Source organism: uncultured Roseibium sp. (assembly GCF_947496995.1).
GTDB lineage: Bacteria > Pseudomonadota > Alphaproteobacteria > Rhizobiales > Stappiaceae > Roseibium.
Genome location: NZ_CANMFD010000001.1, coordinates 951,715 through 972,028, shown reverse-complemented (window position 1 = coordinate 972,028; position 20,314 = coordinate 951,715). Strand labels below are relative to the sequence as shown.

General features: G+C 62.4%; 21 protein-coding genes. 13 read left to right on the top strand and 8 right to left on the bottom strand.

Features of this window, described 5'->3' with window-relative positions:
- Positions 1-67: 67 nt before the first annotated feature.
- From Q1B40_RS04385 to Q1B40_RS04355, 7 genes are all read right to left on the bottom strand, one after another.
- Positions 68-1,429, bottom strand: a complete 1,362-nt coding sequence (locus tag Q1B40_RS04385; protein ID WP_299810562.1) for an FAD-dependent oxidoreductase — start codon at positions 1,427-1,429, stop codon at positions 68-70.
- 33 nt (positions 1,430-1,462) lie between these two features.
- Positions 1,463-2,548: an anhydro-N-acetylmuramic acid kinase gene (locus Q1B40_RS04380; protein ID WP_299810559.1), complete on the bottom strand. Its 1,086-nt coding sequence runs from the start codon at positions 2,546-2,548 to the stop codon at positions 1,463-1,465.
- Positions 2,545-3,897: an aspartate aminotransferase family protein gene (locus Q1B40_RS04375; protein WP_299810556.1), complete on the bottom strand. Its 1,353-nt coding sequence runs from the start codon at positions 3,895-3,897 to the stop codon at positions 2,545-2,547. Before Q1B40_RS04375 ends, Q1B40_RS04380 begins: the two co-directional genes overlap by 4 nt.
- Positions 3,898-4,056: 159 nt before the next feature.
- Positions 4,057-4,512 (bottom strand): hypothetical protein, encoded by a 456-nt coding sequence (locus tag Q1B40_RS04370; protein WP_299810553.1) that lies wholly within the window; start codon positions 4,510-4,512, stop codon positions 4,057-4,059.
- Complete coding sequence (locus Q1B40_RS04365) at positions 4,509-6,698, bottom strand: glycosyltransferase (protein ID WP_299810550.1); 2,190 nt, start codon at positions 6,696-6,698, stop codon at positions 4,509-4,511. The genes Q1B40_RS04370 and Q1B40_RS04365 overlap by 4 nt, the downstream gene beginning before the upstream one ends.
- Before the next feature lie 47 nt (positions 6,699-6,745).
- Entirely contained in the window at positions 6,746-8,695 is a 1,950-nt protein-coding gene (locus Q1B40_RS04360) for a caspase family protein (protein WP_299810547.1), read from the bottom strand.
- A gap of 44 nt (positions 8,696-8,739) precedes the next feature.
- Positions 8,740-9,405 (bottom strand): hypothetical protein, encoded by a 666-nt coding sequence (locus Q1B40_RS04355; protein WP_299810544.1) that lies wholly within the window; start codon positions 9,403-9,405, stop codon positions 8,740-8,742.
- A gap of 43 nt (positions 9,406-9,448) precedes the next feature.
- Here Q1B40_RS04355 and Q1B40_RS04350 point away from each other — a divergent pair, with 43 nt between their 5' ends.
- The 13 genes from Q1B40_RS04350 (at position 9,449) to Q1B40_RS04290 (ending at position 19,016) form a co-directional block, all read left to right on the top strand.
- On the top strand, positions 9,449-9,955 hold the full coding sequence (locus tag Q1B40_RS04350; RefSeq protein ID WP_299810541.1) for a hypothetical protein: 507 nt from the start codon (positions 9,449-9,451) through the stop codon (positions 9,953-9,955).
- Between the two features lie 88 nt (positions 9,956-10,043).
- Positions 10,044-10,253 (top strand): cold-shock protein, encoded by a 210-nt coding sequence (locus tag Q1B40_RS04345; protein ID WP_068418285.1) that lies wholly within the window; start codon positions 10,044-10,046, stop codon positions 10,251-10,253.
- 119 nt (positions 10,254-10,372) lie between these two features.
- Positions 10,373-10,630 carry a hypothetical protein gene (locus tag Q1B40_RS04340; RefSeq protein ID WP_299810534.1) on the top strand — a complete coding sequence of 86 codons (258 nt, stop codon included), beginning with the start codon at positions 10,373-10,375 and terminating at the stop codon, positions 10,628-10,630.
- 752 nt (positions 10,631-11,382) lie between these two features.
- Positions 11,383-12,534 carry an alpha/beta fold hydrolase gene (locus Q1B40_RS04335; RefSeq protein WP_299810531.1) on the top strand — a complete coding sequence of 384 codons (1,152 nt, stop codon included), beginning with the start codon at positions 11,383-11,385 and terminating at the stop codon, positions 12,532-12,534.
- Positions 12,535-12,577: 43 nt separating this feature from the next.
- Positions 12,578-14,008 (top strand): F0F1 ATP synthase subunit beta, encoded by a 1,431-nt coding sequence (atpD, locus tag Q1B40_RS04330; protein WP_299812527.1) that lies wholly within the window; start codon positions 12,578-12,580, stop codon positions 14,006-14,008.
- Entirely contained in the window at positions 14,005-14,445 is a 441-nt protein-coding gene (locus Q1B40_RS04325; protein WP_299810528.1) for a F0F1 ATP synthase subunit epsilon, read from the top strand. The genes atpD and Q1B40_RS04325 overlap by 4 nt, the downstream gene beginning before the upstream one ends.
- Positions 14,442-14,732 (top strand): AtpZ/AtpI family protein, encoded by a 291-nt coding sequence (locus Q1B40_RS04320; RefSeq protein WP_299810525.1) that lies wholly within the window; start codon positions 14,442-14,444, stop codon positions 14,730-14,732. The genes Q1B40_RS04325 and Q1B40_RS04320 overlap by 4 nt, the downstream gene beginning before the upstream one ends.
- Positions 14,729-15,007, top strand: a complete 279-nt coding sequence (locus tag Q1B40_RS04315) for an ATP synthase subunit I (RefSeq protein ID WP_299810522.1) — start codon at positions 14,729-14,731, stop codon at positions 15,005-15,007. Before Q1B40_RS04320 ends, Q1B40_RS04315 begins: the two co-directional genes overlap by 4 nt.
- The gene (locus Q1B40_RS04310; protein ID WP_299810520.1) at positions 15,004-15,693 is read left to right on the top strand and encodes a F0F1 ATP synthase subunit A; all 690 of its coding nucleotides are present in this window, start codon (positions 15,004-15,006) and stop codon (positions 15,691-15,693) included. The genes Q1B40_RS04315 and Q1B40_RS04310 overlap by 4 nt, the downstream gene beginning before the upstream one ends.
- On the top strand, positions 15,690-15,935 hold the full coding sequence (locus tag Q1B40_RS04305) for a F0F1 ATP synthase subunit C (RefSeq protein ID WP_299810517.1): 246 nt from the start codon (positions 15,690-15,692) through the stop codon (positions 15,933-15,935). Before Q1B40_RS04310 ends, Q1B40_RS04305 begins: the two co-directional genes overlap by 4 nt.
- A 3-nt stretch (positions 15,936-15,938) precedes the next feature.
- Positions 15,939-16,679, top strand: a complete 741-nt coding sequence (locus tag Q1B40_RS04300; RefSeq protein ID WP_299810514.1) for a hypothetical protein — start codon at positions 15,939-15,941, stop codon at positions 16,677-16,679.
- Positions 16,657-18,186 (top strand): F0F1 ATP synthase subunit alpha, encoded by a 1,530-nt coding sequence (locus Q1B40_RS04295; protein WP_299810511.1) that lies wholly within the window; start codon positions 16,657-16,659, stop codon positions 18,184-18,186. Before Q1B40_RS04300 ends, Q1B40_RS04295 begins: the two co-directional genes overlap by 23 nt.
- The gene (locus tag Q1B40_RS04290; RefSeq protein WP_299810509.1) at positions 18,183-19,016 is read left to right on the top strand and encodes a F0F1 ATP synthase subunit gamma; all 834 of its coding nucleotides are present in this window, start codon (positions 18,183-18,185) and stop codon (positions 19,014-19,016) included. The genes Q1B40_RS04295 and Q1B40_RS04290 overlap by 4 nt, the downstream gene beginning before the upstream one ends.
- A gap of 163 nt (positions 19,017-19,179) precedes the next feature.
- Here the strand turns inward: Q1B40_RS04290 and Q1B40_RS04285 are convergent, their stop codons facing one another.
- Positions 19,180-19,950, bottom strand: coding sequence for an acetoin reductase (locus tag Q1B40_RS04285; RefSeq protein ID WP_299810506.1), 771 nt, complete (start codon positions 19,948-19,950; stop codon positions 19,180-19,182).
- Between the last annotated feature and the right edge of the window lie 364 nt (positions 19,951-20,314).

Sequence of the window (20,314 nt, the reverse complement as noted above, 5' to 3'; positions counted from 1 at the left end):
TCCCCTCCCCCTTGTGGGGAGGGGTTAGGGGTGGGGGTGCACCTGCGTATCTAATGCCAAACCAACTCTAATGCAGCCGCACGCCCTGACGCTTCAGTTCCGCCTGCAACAGCTGAATATCCATCGCCTCCAGATCCAGTCCATGTTTGACCGACAGCGCGGCGGCTACCCCTGCACCCTGGCCGGTCACCGTGCAGCACATCATGTTGCGGGTGGCGGCGTGGCTGACCTTGTCGCCGCCGGTGGCGCGGCCGGCGACGAGCAGGTTCTTGACTCCTTTCGGCAGCATCGTGCGGTAGGGGAGCTGGAAGTAGCGGCCTGTTGTCGGCAGGATCAGGATGCCGTAGCCGTCGATGAATTCCGGAAAGATGCCGACACTGTCCTCGAAGCGGCCCTCGCCGCGGACATCTTCGCCCATCATGTCATAGGCAGCAAAGATCTTGCGGGTGTCGCGGATGCCGATGGTCATGCCGAAATTGCGGAGCTTGGCCGTATCGCAGCCTGGCTGAAAGCGTTTCAGAGCTTCCACGGCCAGCATTGCCTGACGGCGGCCCTCGATCTCGTTCTTCGTCATGGACCCGGGATCGGTGCCGTCGCATTCGGGCAGATGCACCAGGTTGAGATAGGTGAGATCGCCGCTGTCATAGACCGCGCCCCAGGTTCCGGAGATCGTTTGCAGGGCCGCCGGGATCATGCCGGCCTGCATGGCCTGTTCGAACGGCTTGCGCAGGAAGGGCGAGAACATCGTGTCTTCCTTGCCGGTGGTTTCCACCGACCACTCGCCGCTTTCCCAGTCCTTGTAGGTCTGTGGGTCCGCCTTGACGGCCTCGATAAACTTGCGCTTGTCGACACCGGTCATGGAGAACATGACGGACGCCGCCTGCATCTCTTCTACCGGGGTCTTTTTCGTCCTTGCACCCGCCCGGAAGGCCACGTCGGCATCGCCGGTGGCATCGATCACCTTGCGCGCCAGGATCGCCTCGCGGCCCGCCTTGCTTTCGGTAATGATGCCGCGGATTTCGTTACCTTCCATGATGGGGGCCGCGAAGGCCCGGTGCAGCATGGGATGAATTCCGGCTTCTTCCACCAGAGTGTCGGCGACCAGCTTGAAGCCCTCTGCGTCGATTGCGTGGCTGTCGGATTGTGGTTCCGGCGTAGCTGCGCCCGCTTCCCGTGCCCGGTCCTCGAACTCGCGGCCGACGCCTTCCGTATCGATGGTCTTTTCGTGCCGATACCAGGCGAAGCCTTCGACCCCGACTGCGGTGATATTGCCACCGAAACAGCCGAACCGCTCGACCAGCGTCACCTCGACACCGGCCCGCGCCGCGCCAAGGGCAGCCGCCAGACCGCCCGGCCCGGATCCGACCACAAGCACGTCGGTTTCATGGATGACATCGATCTCGCGCGCGGGCTCAAGAATTCTCTTCACGCTTCCTCCGGAAAGTTGGACTGAATCACCCGGTCAGTTGCCCGGCGTATATAGCTTGCCGCCAACCACCGGACGGCTCACGCCGGTGGTCTCGGGGAAAGTTGTCGGCAATCCGGCCTTTAGCCGCGCGCCCAGAAACGCCATCGCCTGTGCTTCAAGCGTATCGCCGTCGATTTTGAGGGCATCGGCCGAAACGACCTCTCCGGAAAGACGGTCCGCCAGCGCCCGCATCAGCACCGGATTGTGCCGCCCGCCGCCGCAGACCAGCCAGAGCCCGGGCTTGTCCGGCAGAAGCTGCTCGGCCTTGGCGATTGTCCCGGCGGTGAAGGCCAGCAGGGTCGCCGCACCGTCTTCCAGGGAGAGCCCTTCGGCGAAGCTTCCGGAAAAACTGTAGCGGTCAAGAGATTTCGGGCCGGGCGCGTCAAGGAACGGGTGGCGCAGAGCCTCGTCCAGACGCTGCTCATCCACGCGCCCTGCCGCCGAAAGCCTGCCTCCGGCATCATAGTCGCCTGCCCCGTGCCGGCGGACCCAGTCGTCCAGCAGTGCGTTGCCCGGACCTATGTCGAAGGCCAGCAGGCGTTCAGCGTCGATATAGGTCAGGTTGGAAACGCCGCCGATATTGAGAAAACACAGGGGTTCCCTGTCCTGACCGACCAGCGACCTGGCCAGCGCCTGATGGTAGACGGGCACCAACGGAGCGCCCTGCCCGCCGGCGGCCATGTCCGCCAGCCGAACATCGCCGATCACCGGCAAGCCCAGCGCGTCAGCAAGCGCCTGCGGATCGCCGAGCTGGATGGTTTCTGCCGCCGCCGGATCGTGCCAGACCGTCTGGCCGTGAAAGACGACGGCATCCGGTGTCAGGTCGTGTTTTTCCAGATAGCTGCGGAGTGCAGTGGCGTGGTCGTGCGTCACGGCCTCGGCAAGATCGTGCCAGGCGTCGCGCCGCGTTCCCTTGGTCGCGGCGACCTCCAGCACCCGCCGTTTTGTCTCCGGCCGGTAAGCCAATGTCTCGGCCGGGCCGATGCGGGCGACTGTCCTGCCGTCCGTTTCGATTTCCGCAAGATCGATGCCGTCGGCGGAGGTGCCGCTGATCGTGCCGACGACGGACCATCCGGTCATAGGCTTTTCGCCACCGCATCAAGCCCGGCCTGCGCAATGTCGAACATCTCGTTGATCTGAGCCTCGGTGATGATCAACGGCGGGCAGAAGGCCATTGCGTCGCCCATGTTGCGGGAGATCAGGCCGTTCTCCTGAAAGACCGCATTGGTTTTCGCACCGAGCGCGCCCGGTGTCGCGGCAAGAGCCTGGTGGGACAGTTCTGCCGCCCCGATCAGGCCGATGCCGCGCGTTTCGACCACCAGCGGGTTTTCCGCCAGTCCGGCGAGCCGCTTCTGGAACAGCGGCGCCACGGCCTTCACATTGCCGACCAGATCGCGCTCCTCGATGATCTTCAGGTTCTCCAGCGCGACCGCGGCCGCCACCGGATGGCCGCTGCCGGTGTAGCCATGACCGAGCACGCCGATCTTGTGGCTTTCATCGGCGATCGGCTGGTAGACCGCGTCGTTGATCAACAGCGCCGAGATCGGCTGATAGGAGGAGGAAAGCGCCTTCGACAGCGTCATCATGTCCGGCTGCAGATCATAGGTCTGGGTGCCGAACATGTTGCCCGTGCGCCCGAACCCGCAGATCACCTCGTCCGCGACGAAGAGGATGCCGTATTTTTTCAGGACCGGCTGCACCGCCTGCCAGTAACCCTCCGGCGGCACGATCACCCCGCCGGCGCCCATCACCGGCTCCGCGAAGAAGGCAGCAATGGTGTCCGGGCCTTCGGCGAGGATCATGTCTTCGAGATCCTGCGCACAGCGTTTGGCGAATGCCGCCTCGCTCTCGCCGTCCTTCTTCATCGAGCGGTAATGCGGGCAGGTCGTATGCAGAACCTGCGGTATGGGCAGGTCGAAGGAGCGGTGATTGTTCGGAAGGCCGGTCAGGCTGGCCGAGGCGAGCGTGACGCCGTGGTAGCCCCGGACACGGGAAATGATCTTCTTGCGCTGCGGCTGGCCGAGAGCGTTGGACCGGTACCAGATCAGCTTGATCGCGGTGTCGTTGGCCTCAGAACCGGAATTGGTGAAATAGACCTTCGACATTGGCACGGGTGCTATCTCGATCAGCTTCTCCGCCAGCTCGATCGACGGGCCGTGGGTCTTGTAGGTGAAGGTATGATAGTAGGGCAGCTTCTCCATCTGGCGGGTCGCCGTCTCGACAAGACGCTTCTCGCCGAAGCCGACCGCAACGCTCCACAGCCCCGCCATGCCCTCGATATAGCGCTTGCCGTTGATGTCCTCGACATAGATACCTTCGCCCCGGTCGATCACCAGCGCGCCAGTTTCCTCCTGACGGCGCGCGTCGGCATAGGAGTGAAGCTGGGCCGCGATGTCACGGGCTTCAAGGGAATTTGGGAGCTGCGCCATGAAACGCCTCGTCTTGATGGCAGGAGGGAAAATTTCAGGTCAACGAAGCGAGCGGGCCGCGCCGTTTCCGCTCACGCTAGCCTTGCGGAAACCTGATGACAATCGGGATTTTTCTTTCTTGCACCGGCGTTCCCGGCGGGCGGCTTTTTCCGACCGGTATTACCGCAAGCCGCTGTTCTCAGGCCCGTTCAGGATTGCGTCGAAGTAAAGCTCCGGCTCCGGCCCCTCGACCGCCTCGAAATCAGGGCCCCAGTTCTTGCGAATGCGCGCGATCCGCCGCCGAAGGTACAGCTCCCAGTTCGACGAGATCCCACTGCGCCCGATGTCTTCGGGCGCGGGCAAGGTTTCAAAGAAATGCCCTTGGCTCCGAAGCACGGAGAACAGCCGCGGCGGGCAGACCACCACCACCGTTTCGAACCCGCTCAGCTTGGCCAGCTTGTCGGACAGCCCCGCTGACAGATGATCCTCCGTCTCGTCAAGCGCCCATATCAGCGCGACGCTGCCGCGTTTGCGCAGTTGCGACAGCAGGAGCGCATCTTCCTTGTCGGTGACACCGAGAATTCGAAGACCGCGCAAGGCAAACCTGAGACCGATATTTTGCAGTTGCCGCATCATGGTGCCGGTTCCTGAGAGGATCGCGGAAGCCGGGCCTGTATCTGCAGCTGACGGGCAATTTGCCCGGCACCATCCCAGCAGCCGGTCTTCCGGGCACAGGCCAGGGACAGACCTTGCCGGATATCGGGCTCAAGCAGTTTTCGCAGCTGCGTTTCAATTTCGTAGGGGTCTTCGGCGGTGCTTGCCAGGTTCCAGCCCGCACGCGCGCCATGCAGGGCTCTTGAGTCCTGATCGTCGGTTTCCGGATTGCTGTTGGGAATGAAAAGCGTCGGCAGCGCGGCGGCAATGTTTTCGTGGAACGTGTTGTATCCCGCCGCGCAGACAGCGAAGTCGAACGCCTTCAGATAGCGGCCTAGCGGAAACAGCCGCCGCTGCAGAAAACGTTCGTGAATATCGCTGTGCTCCTTCAGATGCAGCGGCGACCTGACATCGACGGCGATCACATCCGGATGTCTGTCGAGAAAATCGAACAGGAGTTCCCTGGGAACCGACATGTTGAAATTTGCCTCTGCCCCGAGCTGGACAAGACAGAGTGTGGCATTTTCCGGCAGGTCGAGCGCGCGCCTCGCGGCGGCCTTGTCGAGGAGCTGATGCGGCTGTGTCATCAACACGGGATTCACGCTGGTCACATTGTCCGGATTTACCCTTGAGTATCCGAGGTCCAGAGCTTCACAGAGTTCTCCAGGTTCGATTATGGCATCGAAAAAGCCTTCCCGGGCGATGCTGTCGGGCTGCGGCGTGCGCCACATCCCCCGCCTGATCCAGGCGGAACAGCTTTTGCCGTAGGAGTCCACCGCGTCGATAAAACCGGCGTAGGGCACATTGCCGTCGAAGAGAACCAGGGAAGGTTTGTAATGGCTCAGGGCTTCGCGCATTTCCTGAAAGAAAAAGCTGTTCCAGTCATCGACGTCCAGTTGCAGCCGGCGGTGGAAGGGCCGGAATTCGGCCAGGTAGCCCATGGACCGGGCGACTTCGATGGCTTCTGAAAGCGAAAAGAAAACCACGTTCACGGCGGGCCCGAGCGCCTCGGCTATGGCGAGCTGCCGGGTAAGGTGACCAAGGCCGACACCGTTGGAGGTCACCGAAAGAACAACCGGCCGCTCCGATGTCCGGGGGTGTTTCACCCTGCCCGGTGAAGAGGTTTTCGGTGCCTCGACGATTTTTTCGAACTTGTTCGCAAACTGATCCAGCCCGAAACGGGATTCGACATGGGCCCGAGCTCTCAGGGAGACCTCTTCCCTCAGCGACCTGTCGGATCGAAGGCGGTCGTAAGTCTGCTGGGCGTTTGCAGGCTCGGCATACAAACAGGCGTCGGAGAACGTCTCTTCCATGTAGTGCGGCACGACACAGGGCAGGCCGGTCGCCAGAGCTTCGAGCACGTTGTAGCCGAATGCTTCGACCCAGGTGTCTGAATGGAAATAACTATAGATATCCAGGCTTTGCAGAAACCCGGATACCGGCCGCGACGAAAACGCATAGATCTGCCAGTTCCACGGCAGCGTGTCGAACGCGTCGAGAAAGTCCTGGGGGACGCCCATCATCAGGTGGGCATAGTCCGGATGCTGCGGATAGCACTCCAGCGCGACCTTTGGAGAAGGCAGCTTGTCTCTACTGGGCCGACTATGGCGTCCGATCCTGACCGGCGAATTCAGCTCTCCGATCTGCTTCAGCGGGAAGTCTTCCAGATCAATCAGGTTGGTCCAGTTGGCGGGATGAAGCGCATGTGAAAAGCCATGCCGCTCCAAATCCTTGCGCACGACGTCGCTGACAGGCAGCAGCCGCAAGTCATGAGAGAACAGGTCAGCGGCAAGGCCGGACCAGTGCTCGGTCCGGTAATAGGCGCGCCCGCGCCGGTCCCGCGTCGGCTGATGCACCACAACGTAGAAGACATCCGCATCGAACCCGGCGCGCACATGCACGGTCTTGTCCAGCAGCGAAGGATGATACAAAAGCGCGACCCTGGCTTTCGGCGTTTCGTCTTGCGGCACGATCACCGTTCCGGTTGCCTCGATTTCAGCGAGCAACGCGGAATTGGGAACCTGGCATCTGGCAAACACCGGAGACGACAGAGGCACGACCCCTGCCCTCAGCCCCGCCTGTTTGCAGGCTCTTAGGTCGTATTTGAGCGATGTGGATGTGCCGCCGGGAAAGCGCAGGTCAGCCAGATAAAGGACGTCCAGTTCCATATTCTGCCCTTGCCGAGGAAAACAGCTTCAGATCCGCATACGAGTGTTCAGGACGGCGAACCGCCGTAGAGACGCCACAGTTCGAGTCCGCGATTGAACCGCGGACCGGGCACACCATCCAGGGCACCGTCATAGTACCCTGCTGTCTTCATTTGCGACTGGACGGCCCTGATCGTGTCAAGCGACCAGCTGTTAGCGTCAGCCGCCAGTTTCGAGAGTATCTCGCCATTGTCAGAAGTCAGAGCCGACAAAAGCAGCTCCGAAGCCTTTTGAGGTGATTTGTCGGTGTGAAAGCCTTCATCGTAGATCGCCGCAGCAGCGAGCGCGCCTTCCGCATAGCCTTGCCGGGCAGCGAGCTCGAAATAGGCCACGGCGTTTTCAGGCGACTTGTTGATGCCTTCCTTGGCGAACACACCAAGATTATAGGTCGCCCTGGCGGCCCCTTCCGAAGACGCGAACTCCAGAAGTTCGACCGCGCGCGCAACGTCCCGCGTGCCCCCGGCTCCCGAGTAAAGCGAAACGGCCAGGTTGATCGCTCCGTCCGTGCTGCCGTGGCTGTTGGCTTCCTCGAACAGCGCTCTGGCCGTAGTCAGGTTTTTCGGCACGCCCTGTCCAAGTTCGTAAAACAGGCCCAGGCTGACCAGCGCCCGCGTATTTCCCGCCAGCGCGGCCTGCTTGTAAAAATCTATCGCCCGGTCGGTGTCACCGCCCGCAGCAAGTGCCCGGGCCAGCAGGGCCTTGTAATGCGGATCTTCGGGAAATGTTCCCACGGCCCGCTCGCAGGCCCTGATCGCAGCGGCGGAATTTTTCGCCAGCCGATTGAGCGACACGCCCCGATAGACAATCGTGGAATCATTGGGATGTGTCGCGAATTGACGGCAGAGTTCGGCAGGTGTGATGTTCGCGTCATCGCCGGGTGCGATCTGGGTGATAATTTCCTTCGCCTGCTGCAGATTGCGCCCGTTCGGAAAGCGTTCGATGTAATATTCGAGCAACGAGCCGTTTCGGGACGCCAGCGCATTCGACCAGATTTCCTCTTCCAGCGCGTCGCGGTTCTTCGGGCCCTGCGTGAGCGAAACGGCCGGGTCCGATCCCGCCTTTTCCAGCAGGGTCCGCGCTTCACCGGCAAAACGTCCTTCCGGATAGCGTTGCATGTACAAGTCGATCAGTTCGGGATCCGCCTGCTGGGCCGCCAGTTTCCAAAGCCTGACCTCCACATCCAGTTCAGGCTTTTCGCCCGGCAGAAAGTAGAACTCTGGTTTGACCGAAAACTGGACGTAGGGAACCTGAGCACCACCGGTATCCTTGCGCACATAGCGGTTCACCTCCGCCAGCACGGACAGTACCTCCTGTCCCGGGGCGTGCATGTTGGCGAGAAGCGCGGACGTGTAAGGGCTGTTCTTGCCGGCGCCGTCGAAGGCGACCTTTCCGGGCTGCGTCGCGAAACCGATAAGGAACCCGCTGACATCGGGGGGCGGCGCAAGGCCGGCCTCGATACTGTCGATGCGATCATGAAACGGATTGTTCTGGCAGGCGTCGAGGAAGACCATCTTGAACGCGTTGCTTCTTCCAATCAGGTTCAGAAGCTTGTCGAAATGGACGCTTTGATCCACGAGACTGTCAACGTCGCTGATGGCCGCATCCACCGGGATGAAATAGTTCTTGCCGGCCAGTTGCACCCCGTGGCCGGCATAGTAGACGAGCACGACACCGGCATTGCGGCGGAGCGTGTCTTCCGCGAATTCCTCTATTTCACCAAGGAAGCGATCGCGCGTTGCATCCAGCACCAGCCGGACGTCGAAATCGAGCGTTCGCAAGGTGGTGGCGATACTCTCGGCATCGTTCCCGGCGTTGGGCAGCCTTTCGGATGTGTAGTTGGAGTTGCCGATAATCAGCGCCATTCTGATGCCGGAAAGCTCACCCTGAGCCGACGCGCTTCCGGACCACAATGCGACAATCAAAAGCCCGCAGGCGAGACCGGAAAATCTCGCCAGCAAGCGCTGTACCGCAAACCTTTCCAGGATCCCGAAAAGCTTTTCCCTCAAATCGCAATCGCTTTCGCAAGGTTGATCTCGACCGCCTGCAAGGTTTCCACCAGAACGCCACGTTGCTGCTGCTGAAGCTTCGCCACAACGGCGTCCTGCGATCTGACGAGGCGAATTCGCTGGACTTTACCGATCCCCCTTCGAACGATCTCCAGCCCCTGTGCGCTGCTGTTGGCCCTGCGGATATCTCTGGCCATCTGCCTGACAATCGGCAGGGCCGACTTCGCCACGCTGCTGCCACGACCGGCTTCGCGTGCCAGGCGTGCCTCATATCTCGCAAGCACATCGGCGAAGCATCTCAAGGGTTCCAGTCCACGCAGGATTTTCGTTTTGCATCGTTCGGATTCGGCAACGATGCGCGCCTTGGTGTTCAACAAGCGCTGAAGGATGGCCCTCTCCTGAGGGGCGCCCGAACCGTTGTCGGCATTGTTGCCGGGCGCAGGCAGATTGGGACTGATCGGGTCACTTCCCGATCCGGCCTTGGCATTGGGAGAGTCGCCCCCATAAGCGGCAATCGTGATTGACCCGTCGGTTCCCTGTTCGAGCGCGCCGGACGTCAGCCCGGCGCCAACCGGCACTTCAAGCGCCAGAAAAACCGAAGACGCCGGTCTCCGGCCTGAGAATTTCCAGACACCGGTCTCGACAGGATCCGCCTGCTCCAACCTGCTCCCCTTGGCGGAAGAGGTTGCTCCGGTAAGCCAGAAAATGATCAGCGACAGTAAAAAAGAAATGAGATTCAAAAATTTGCGCTTCGTCAGCTCAGCCATCATTCACCAAAAAAATATTGAAACAGGCGTCTTCTCAATTCAGGGCAATCTAGCATTCTTACGGAGAGTTCACAAACAATCGCGCGGCTACGATCTCGTGACCATCGTCGGTCGAACCGGGTCGGGACACCTGAGGGCAACCGGGTGCGAATCGCTCGATACGGCAGTTTCCTGTTTCTTCGAGGCAATGCCCGATGATGCCGAGACTGCTGCTTTTTTCTGGATTATCGGCGTAATCAGGGGCGTAAACCGACCGCAACAATGTGGAAAAGCGTATAAACCATTCAAATGTGCACTTGTTTTTCAGCATTCCCCCGGAGAATTTTTATCAAAAAAGTCATCATATTTGAGAAACGCGCCTTGTTTTGGCCACGCAGCTGGCTTATGTAACGCTCATCGATATTGTTTGACGAACTTTGTGACTGCGCGGCTTGCCGCGGCCTGAACGATCTTCCCTATCAACGTCGACAAACCGCCCGTTTCACATCTTGTGGGGCAGGCATTCTCTCATGACCGATTGAAAGGAAATCGTTATGACCATTGGCACCGTAAAGTTCTTCAATTCCACCAAAGGCTTTGGCTTCATCCAGCCGGAAGACGGCGCAGCAGACGTGTTCGTTCACATCTCCGCTGTTGAGCGCGCTGGCATGCACTCCCTGGTCGAAGGCCAGAAAGTCAGCTTTGAAGTTGTCCAGGACCGTCGCTCCGGCAAGTCCGCTGCTGACAACCTGCAGGCAGTCTAAATAACTCATCCCCGGTCCGTGACCACGGATGTACTGGCACGGACCACCGGGATGAGATGAGAGGTCGGGAAATTTCCCGGCCTTTTTTTTGTTCTGCACTTTTGAAAGGATCGGAAGCAATGTCCACCGAGACCAACAGCGGCAAGCTCAGCCAGACCCGGCGCGAGACCGCAGAATCAAAGGCGGAAACAACCAAGCGGATCTCGCAGGAAATGCTGCGGACCGAATCCGAGCTGCGCGATGCGAAGACAATGAGGCTGCGCGCGGCGCGCCTGGCATCTCAGGCCGACCTGCCGGATCCCAAACCGGCCAAGGGGCGCAAAGCGAAAAAGCCCGCGGCTGCCGCAGCCCGTGCGAGCAGCGCCGCCCGCAGTTAGAGCCTGACGCTCTGAGCCCCCCCGTCCGAGGGGGATGTTCCGGCCCGTCTGACCGCGTTGCAAACGCGGCCAGGCAGGTCGTCCTGCGCAAACATACCTTGCCGATATACCCGGAAAATCGCCACCGCAGGCCATCATCGACACGCCTTCGCGGACGAGCCGTATTCCGCCGTCAATCTGTTCACTGCCAAAGGCGCACCCGGCGTCCATGTTGCCGCGCCTGCCTCTGCACAGCCATCGCCAGCGGTTGCGAACCGGTCAGGCTCTTAGCCGGCATGGCTGATCTACGGCACCGGTAACTTGCTGCATGCCTTCTTCCGGATGGCGACGACCTGTTGCCCTGGAACTCTCCACCATTGGACGGCACCCTCCCCGTAACTTTGCTGCCCGATCTTTCCCAGCTGCATGGCGCTGTGGGAAACGATGTGCAGACACATCCACGCAGTTTGCCCCTCGCATTGCGGAAGAATTTGATCTGGAACAATGCGCACCGGGTCAATGAAGAGCTCTCCTTGACGATGGCACCTTGAGTTGTGTGAAGCGGTGCCTCCGGGATCGGCAATGCCGAATCTCTTCACTTGCCGCTTCATCCGCTGCGGCGCTCCAGACCCGGCGCAACCGGTATGCGCAGTCGCCAGCAGATGTTTGCCACGACCGACGGCATGGTAACCGGGACGATCGTCCTGCCTGCCGTCACCTTGCACGCCACGACCGCTCCGGCCGCGCATGAGAACAACGCATAAGGCTCAACCATGAACAAAACGCCCAAATATGAGCATTCGGTCCCCTGGTTTTGGCCGATGGCTGCGGCCATCGAGATGCAACAAGAGGGATTGAAGGTCTTTCAGGACAACATGCGTTTCATCGCCGAAGCCGGTGAAATAGCGGCACCGCCACCACCTATGTGGGCCACCGAGAACCGCGTCGTGAAAGATCTCGACACCATGCGGCTGCGCGATTTTTCCGCGCCGCAGGCGGATCCGGCGGCCATACCGGTCCTGGTCGATGCCCCTTATGCCGGCCACAGTTCGACAATCGCGGATTTCGCCAAGGGGCAGAGCCTGGTCGAAACGCTGTTGAATTCCGGGCTGCAGCGGGTGCTAGCAACGGACTGGAAATCCGCCACCCCTGAAATGCGCGACTACGATATCGACAAGTATCTTACCGATCTGAACATCGCGGTAGACGCGCTTGGGGGGCGGGTCGCCCTGGTCGGACTTTGCCAGGGCGGCTGGCTTTCAACCATGTATGCCTGCCTGTATCCGCAGAAGGTCATCGCCCTTGTGCTGGCCGGCGCGCCCATCGACACCGATGCCGGCAATGGCCCCATCAAGAAACTGGCGCATGAACTGCCGCTGAGCTTCTACGAGCAGATGGTTGCCGCCGGCGGCGGACGCATGCTGGGCCAGTATATGCTGGCCGGGTGGAAGGACATGCATCCCGGCAAACAGTATGTCGGCAAGTTCATCGATCTCTATGAGCATATCGAGGACAAGTGCTACATCGCCCGCACCGAACATTTCGAGCGCTGGTACGAAAACCCGATCGACCTGCCGGGACGGTATTATCTTCAGGCGATCCAACTCCTCTTCAAGGAAAACCGTTTCGCAAAGGGCGAATTCGTCGCCCTCGGCAAGACCCTTTCGCTCAGCCAGGTTGTCTGCCCGCTCTACCTTCTGGCGGGCGAGGCCGATGACATCACCACCCGGGAACAGGTCTTTGCCGCCAAAACCCTGGTCGGCACTCCCGGGGACCGGATCGTCAGCAAACTGGTGCCGGGCGGACATATCGGCCTGTTCATGGGAACGAAAACACTCAGGAACACCTGGCCGGGAGTCTGCCAATGGATCGCGGCCAACACGTCCGGACAGATCCCGGCGGCGGTGGCGGCGGCGGCGCGCTGAACGTGCTTGAAAGGCGGCCGGCGTCACGGATTCACACATGAGCATGAAAGCAACTCCCTTGTCCGATACCGCGCAAGTGACGGCCGTGCGGGGCCCTGTGCTGGACGTCCGGTTTTCCGGCCCCCTTCCCGCCATTCACGATGCCCTGGAAATCGGGACTGAAGCGCCCATCGTCGCGGAAGTGCAGGCCCATCTCGATGAACATCACGTCCGCGCAATCGCGCTGCAATCGACGCGCGGGATCGCCCGGGGTACGCCGGTGCGCGCCACCGGTGGACCGCTTACCGTTCCGGTCGGCAAGGCGGTTCTGGGACGCTTGCTGAACGTCATGGGCGAAACCGGTGACAATGGCGCTCCCCTGCCCACCGCGACGCCACGGCGGCCGATTCATCACAGTGCACCACCGCTCTCTTCCCAGCGCGGCCAGACCGAAGTCTTTTCCACGGGCATCAAGGTGCTCGACCTGCTGGCGCCGCTGGCGCAGGGCGGCAAGTCGGCGATGTTCGGCGGCGCAGGCGTCGGCAAGACAGTTCTGGTGACCGAACTGATCCGCGCAATGGTATCGGGGTATGACGGAATTTCCGTCTTTGCGGGCGTCGGCGAGCGCTCTCGCGAAGGCCATGAGATGCTGAACGAGATGCGCGACAGCGGTGTGCTCGATCAAACGGTTCTCGTCTATGGCCAGATGAACGAACCGCCTGGCGCTCGCTGGCGCGTGCCTCTGAGCGCATTGAGCATCGCCGAATATTTTCGCGATGAGGACGGCCGCAACGTCCTGCTCCTGATGGACAATGTCTTCCGTTTCGTACAGGCCGGATCGGAGGTCTCAGGTCTGCTGGGCCGCATGCCCTCGCGGGTGGGCTATCAGCCGACGCTGGAAACGGAGGTCGCCGACCTTCAGGAACGCATCGCCTCGGTCGGCCGGGCCTCGGTGACGGCAATCGAGGCCGTCTATGTTCCGGCAGACGATTTCACGGATCCCGCGGTCGCGGCCATCAGCGCCCATGTGGACAGCACCGTGGTCCTGTCGCGGCAACTGGCGGCCGAGGGCATCTATCCGGCCATCGACCCGATCGCCACCACGTCGGTACTGCTCGACCCGCTGGTGGTGGGCGAGGAACACGCGAAAGTGGCAGCCCGCCTGCGGGAGCTGATCGAGCACTATCACGAGCTGCGCGACGTGATCGCGCTTCTGGGTGTGGAGGAACTCGGGCGTGAGGAACGTCTGATGGTCGGCCGCGCAAGGCGCCTGCAGCGCTTCCTGACACAGCCCTTCTTCGTCGCTGCCGCCTATACAGGCATGGAGGGCCGCTCCGTACCGGTCGCCGAAACGGTCGCCGGCTGCGCGGCCATTCTCGACGGCGAATGCGACGACTGGGACGAGACATCCCTCTACATGATCGGCACGCTGGACGAGGCGCGGGAAAAGGAAGCTGCGCGTACGGCGAAAGACAAAGGGTCGAAAGCGGCATGACCCGGACGCTCACCCTTGTCATTACCACGCCTCTGGAAGTGGCAGTATCGGAGGATGCCGTCATGTCCCTGCGGGCAGAAGATGCCAGCGGCGCATTCGGTATCATGCCGGGGCACGCGGACCTTCTGACTGTTCTGAACCCGTCGGTGCTGCGTTGGCGCCGGGCGGACGGGGGCTGGCGCTATTGCGCCCTGCGCAGCGGCGTTCTCCGGGTGACAAACGGCGAGCGGGTCGACATCGCCACCCGGGAAGCTGTCCCGGGCGACAATCTGGAAAATCTGGAGGCTGTCGTGCGGGAGAGCGAGGCCACCGGAGAGGATGCCGCCCGCCGGGCGCGCGGCGAACAGGTCCGTCTTCACGCGAATGCGATCCGCAGCCTGATGCGCCATCTCGGTCCACACCAGGCGGGCGAGGATCTTGCGGAGGATTTCCGATGAGTGAGCGCGAAGACTACGATGAAGACGGCCATCTGGCCAATGCGGCCCGCAGAACCCACCAGCGCGATGAAGCGGCGAAGGAGGACCCGGAACCGTCTCTCGCTCGCCGGTTCGGCCAGATCGGCGTGCTGGGCTGGGTGATCGTCGGTCCGACCCTGTTGGGTGTCGTGACGGGAAACTGGCTCGACCATCTGCTCGGCAGCGGCATCACACTCACGGCCGCGCTCACCATGGCCGGCGCCGCCCTTGGTCTTTGGCTCGCCCTGCGCTGGATGCACGAACAATGAGTGAAATTCCAACGATATTGGCAATCGCCGCGCTCGCGGCTCCCGCAGGTGTGGCAGCCGGCTGGCTGCATTTCCGCAGTCTGCTACGCGTGAGCGAATGTCTCGCCGCAGGCGACCTGAAGGCGGTGGTCCTGCAAGTGGTCCGCTTCATCGCACTCGGGCTGTTTTTCTATCTATGCGCCAGGATGGGAGCAACCGCGCTGCTGTCCGCCGCCGCGGGCCTTTGGGTCGGCCGCTCGCTTGTCCTGCGGCAGGCGCGGAAGGAGGCGGCATGAGCGACTCTCCGTTTGCCGTTTCCACGGTCTTTTCCATCGGATCCATCGGCATCAGCCAGACGGTGGTCACCACCTGGGCCATTCTCGCCGTGCTGGGTGTTGGGTCCTTCCTGGCAACCCTGCGGCTGTCGGTCAAACCGGGCCCGGTTCAGGAAGTGCTGGAACTGGTGGTCACCGCAATCGACGATCAGATCAAGGCGACAATTTCCGGCGACCCGGGCCGGTTCCGCGCGCTCATAGGCACGTTGCTGCTGTTCATTCTTGCCGCCAACTGGTCGTCGCTGATCCCGAGTGTGGAACCGCCGACCGCCCATCTGGAAACTGATGCCGCGCTGGCGGTGATCGTCTTTGTCGCGACCATCGCCTATGGCCTTAGGGCACAGGGCGTCTGGGGCTATCTGAAGAGCTTCGCCCGCCCGACCTGGGTGATGATCCCGCTCAACCTGATCGAACAGGTCACCCGCTCCTTCTCGCTGATGGTCCGCCTGTTCGGCAACGTCATGAGCGGTGTCTTCGTCATCGGCATCGTCCTGTCGCTGGCCGGGCTGCTTGTGCCCATTCCGCTGATGGCGCTCGATCTCCTGACCGGTGCCGTCCAGGCCTATATCTTCGCCATCCTCGCCCTGGTTTTCATCGCCTCGGCCGTCGAGACAGACGCCCCTCCGAAAAAGGATCCACCTGCATGAGCTACATCGAAATTGTCAGTATTCTGGCCGCCGCACTTGCGGTTTCCTTCGGAGCGATCGGCCCTGCCCTTGCCGAGGGCCGCGCGGTTGCCGCCGCCATGGAGGCCATCGCCCGCCAGCCCGAGGCCTCCGGCACCATTTCCCGAACGCTGTTCGTCGGCCTGGCGATGATCGAAACGATGGCGATCTACTGCCTGGTGATCGCGCTGCTGCTGCTGTTCGCCAACCCGTTCGTGCAATAGGCCATGCAGTTCGACTGGATCACCTTCGGCCTTCAGATCGTCAATGTGCTGGTGCTGCTGGCGATCCTGCGGCATTTCCTGTTCCGGCCCGTGGCAGGGATCATCGCGCGCCGGCAGGCTGAGACCAGAGCGGCCATGGATGCGGCGGAGAAGGCGAAATCCGACGCCCTCAAGGCCACCGCCCTGGCGCAACAGGAAGCGGAGAAAACCGCAGCCGCCCGCCATGACGTCCTGACCAGGGCGCAGGCGGACGCCGAGGAGCAGCGCAAGCAGTTGCTGGAGGCCGCCCGCAAGGAGGCCGCCGCGATCCTGGCCGCGGCGCGCGCCGATGCGCAGAAGACGGCGCGGGATGCGGAAGCCGAAACACTCCGGCGTGCGCGGGATCTGGCCGAAGCCATTGCGGAGCGGGCATTGTCGGCGCTTCCCGTTCCCCCCACCGTCGAAGGCTATGCTGCCCGGCTGGCCGAAACCATCGGCGCGCTGCCGGAGGACCGCCGGGCCGCCCTTTTGGGCGGAAAGAACCTCAGGGTCATTTCCCCCCACCCGCTGTCCGGGAACGACAGGAAGATCATCGATGCGGCGCTGAAGCCATTCGGGATTGCCGCAGCCGAAGTGCAAATCGACCCGGCACTTGTCGCCGGGCTGGATCTGTCGTCCTCCACCGGCACGGTTCACAACTCCCTCACGCACGATCTCACGCGGATTTCGGAGGCCCTGAAGGATGACCATGAAACCCGGCCTTGAAGATCTGAAGGCCCGCGTGGCCGCCGCCACCCTTGGCCCGGAAGCGGAGGAAACCGGCACGGTCACAGAGATCGCCGACGGACTGGCCCATGTCACCGGGCTGCCCGGCGCCCGGCTGGATGAAATCATCGCCTTTTCGACCGGCGCCCGGGGGTTTGTCCTCAACCTTGACGAAGAGGTCCTTCAGGCCGCGTTTCTCGACCCCATGACAGGGATCGAGGCCGGCAGTCCGGTGACCCGCACCGGGACCCTGCTTTCCGTTCCCGTCGGCGATGGGTTGCTCGGCCGGGTCGTGGATCCGCTCGGACGCCCGCTGGACGATCTGGGTCCGATCGAGACCACCGGGATTGCGGAAACCGAACGCCCGGCGCCTGAAATCATCGAGCGTGACTTCGTCACCGAGCCGGTGGAAACCGGGCTGCTGGTGGTCGATGCCCTGTTTGCCATCGGACGCGGTCAGCGCGAGCTGATCATCGGCGAACGCGGAACCGGCAAGACGTCGATTGCGGTCGATACGATCCTGAACCAGAAGTCCAGCGACATGGTCTGCATCTATGTGGCAATCGGCCAGCGCACCACCGCAGTGCGCCGGGTCATCGAGGCGGTGCGCGCCAAGGGCGCCTTCGAGCGGACGATATTCGTCGTTGCCCCGGCAACGGCGGAACCGGGTCTGCGCTGGCTGGCGCCTTTTTCGGCAACCTCCATCGCCGAGGAGTTCCGTGACCGGGGCGGCCACGCCCTGATTGTCTACGACGACCTGACCAAACATGCCGCCGTGCATCGCGAGCTCGCCCTGCTGGCCCGCCAGCCGCCGGGGCGCGAGGCCTATCCGGGCGATATCTTCTATCTGCACGCCCGCCTGCTGGAGCGCTCCGCCAAACTGTCGCAGGAAAAGGGCGGCGGCTCACTGACCGCCCTGCCGATCGCCGAAATCGAGGCCGGCAACCTGTCGGCCTATATCCCCACCAACCTGATCTCCATCGCCGACGGCCAGATCGTCACGTCCGCCGCGCTGTTTGCCGGCAACCAGCGCCCGGCGGTCGACATCGGCCTGTCGGTCAGCCGGGTCGGCGGCAAGGCGCAATCGGCGGCGCTGAAGGCGGTCGCCGGCCGGGTGCGGCTGGATTATTCCCAATATCTTGAAATGAAGATGTTCTCCCGCTTCGGAGGGTTCGCCGACGCCGGCATGAAAGCGCGCCTGGAACGCGGCGAGCGGATCGGCGCACTGCTGGCGCAGAACCGCTTCTCACCGCTGCCGACAGTTGCCCAGGTGGCCTTGCTCGCCGCCTTGGCCGAAGGCTTGCTGGACAGTCTTTCCCCTGACGCCATACCAGCGCTGAAAACGGAACTCCTTCCCATCCTGGCCGCGGAACCGAAACTGGCCGGCACAGGGACCGGAAGCGCCGAAGCGGACCTGCTGGAGGATGAGGTACACGCCGCCCTTGTCGACTGCGTGCGCACCGCTGCCGCGCGCCTGTCCGGCACCAAGCCGGAACCGCCGTCATGAACCGGCCCGAGGACATCAAGGAGCGGATCGCGAATATCCATGAGATCGACAGCGTCGTCTCGACCCTCAGGGCGCTTGCCTCGGCCCACCAAATGGAAGCGCGAACGCATCTGGACGCTATCCGGACGCATGAGGCGACCGTGGCCGGAGCCCTGTCCGCTGCCCTGCCCCTCGGCGACCGGGGAGCGCCGGACAAAGCGGAAGGCCCGGCGCTGGCAATCGTCGTCGGGGCGGCTCAGGGATTTTCAGGTTCTTTCGGCGACGCGATGGCCGAGGTCTGTCTTGCCATGGCCAGGGAGGGCCGCGCATTGATGGTCGTCGGCAACCGGACGAAAGCAACGCTGGACGAGCACGATGTCGCGCCGATTTGGTGGACCGACATGGCGCCGCACGCCGCCGAGGTTCCTCATCTGGCCAACCGTCTGGTGGACACGCTTTTCGAACGTTTCGCGGACACGCCCGGCATGACCCTCGACATTGTCTTCGGCGACCCGGTCACGCCGGAAAAACCGCCGATCCGCAGGCCGCTGTTTCCCTTCGACTTCAGCCGCTTTCCGGCCGCCCCCGGCACACCGCCGCTGACGACGCTTTCCGCCGAAAACCTGATCGGCGCGCTGGTCGAGGAATATGTTTTCACCGAGGTCTGCGAGGCCCTGATGCTGGGGTTCTCCGCCGAAAATGCCGCCCGCGCGGCAGCCATGTCGCGGGCGCAATCGAACGTCAAACGGATCGCCGCCGACCTCAAGGGCGAGTTCCAGCGCGCGCGCCAGGAACAGATGACCACCGAAATCATCGAACTCTCGACGGCCGCCGCACAGGATCGGACATAAGGACTCGTGACTGCTGGTCGCGGCAGGACGGACTCCATGCCGAAAACCGCTTCACCGCCCGGGTTCCGAGCGCTGAGAGAAGCTCCAGATCATGTCCGGGTGTCCCGGTGAAGGGGCGCTTTCAGGGGCGACCTTCACCGGGTTTCCGTTGCCGGTCAGGAGATCAGCGGTACACCATCCCGCCATCGGTGATGATGGCCTGCCCTGTCACATAGTCGGAGTCCGGCCCGGCGAGATAGGACACCAGGGCGGCGACATCGTCCGGGGTTTCGGCCCGGCCAAGGGCGATCCCCTTGACGTATTTCTTGTATGTCTCTCCCTTCGGCGTGCCGGTCAGCTCTGCGAAGCGCTCATCGATGGTCACCCACATGTCCGTGCCGACAATGCCCGGGCAATAAGCGTTCACTGTGATGCCATCGCTGGCATATTCCTTGGCGGCAGCCTGGGTCAGCCCGCGAATTGCGAACTTCGTGGACGAATAGACGCCCAGCATGGCGAAGCCCTCATGGCCGGCAACAGACGCGGCGTTGATGATTTTTCCCTTGTGGCCACGAGCCTTGAACCTGGCCGCAGCCGCCTGAATCCCCCAAAGCACGCCCTCGATATTGATCTTCAGGATCTGTGTCACCTCTTCGGGCTGCACTTCGGAGATCGGGTTGACCTGTGCGATGCCGGCATTGTTGACCATGATGTCGAAGCCGCCGAGTTCCTTTTCGGCATGATCGACCGCCGCATAGACCTCGTCGCGATTGCCGACGTCGGCCTTGAACGTTGTCGCCTTGCGGCCGAGGGCTCTTATCTCGGCCGCGACGGCTTCCATCTTGTCCGTCTTGATGTCGACAATCGCGCCATCCTTCGCAAGCCGCAAGGCGATACCGCGTCCGATCCCCTGACCGGCTCCGGTTACCAGTGCCACTTTACCGTTGATAGTCATGTCAGATCTCCTGTTCGTTCACGTCGCAAGGGAGGTTGCGACCATGAAACTGCATTGCTGCATGCGGCGGATTTCCAGGGCGGACCCGGCCCCGGCACAATCGCGTGAGAGTCTCCCTGTCCGGCGGCACCCGAAACGGGCCATCCGGGATGACAGGCTTCGGGGCCTGATCCTCATCCGGATCACGAACCGAGATGCCCTTCGGCACCCCGTCCGCTTCCGCTGCCGGGACGGGACAGGCACGTGTCTGCGATGGTTGGCCGAATCCACCCGCTTCCGCAGGTGTCACCGGGTCCGCCATCTCGTGCGTCCCATTCGAGACTCGTCACGCGCTGCAAGATAGGCGTTGCCGTTCCGTCCGGAA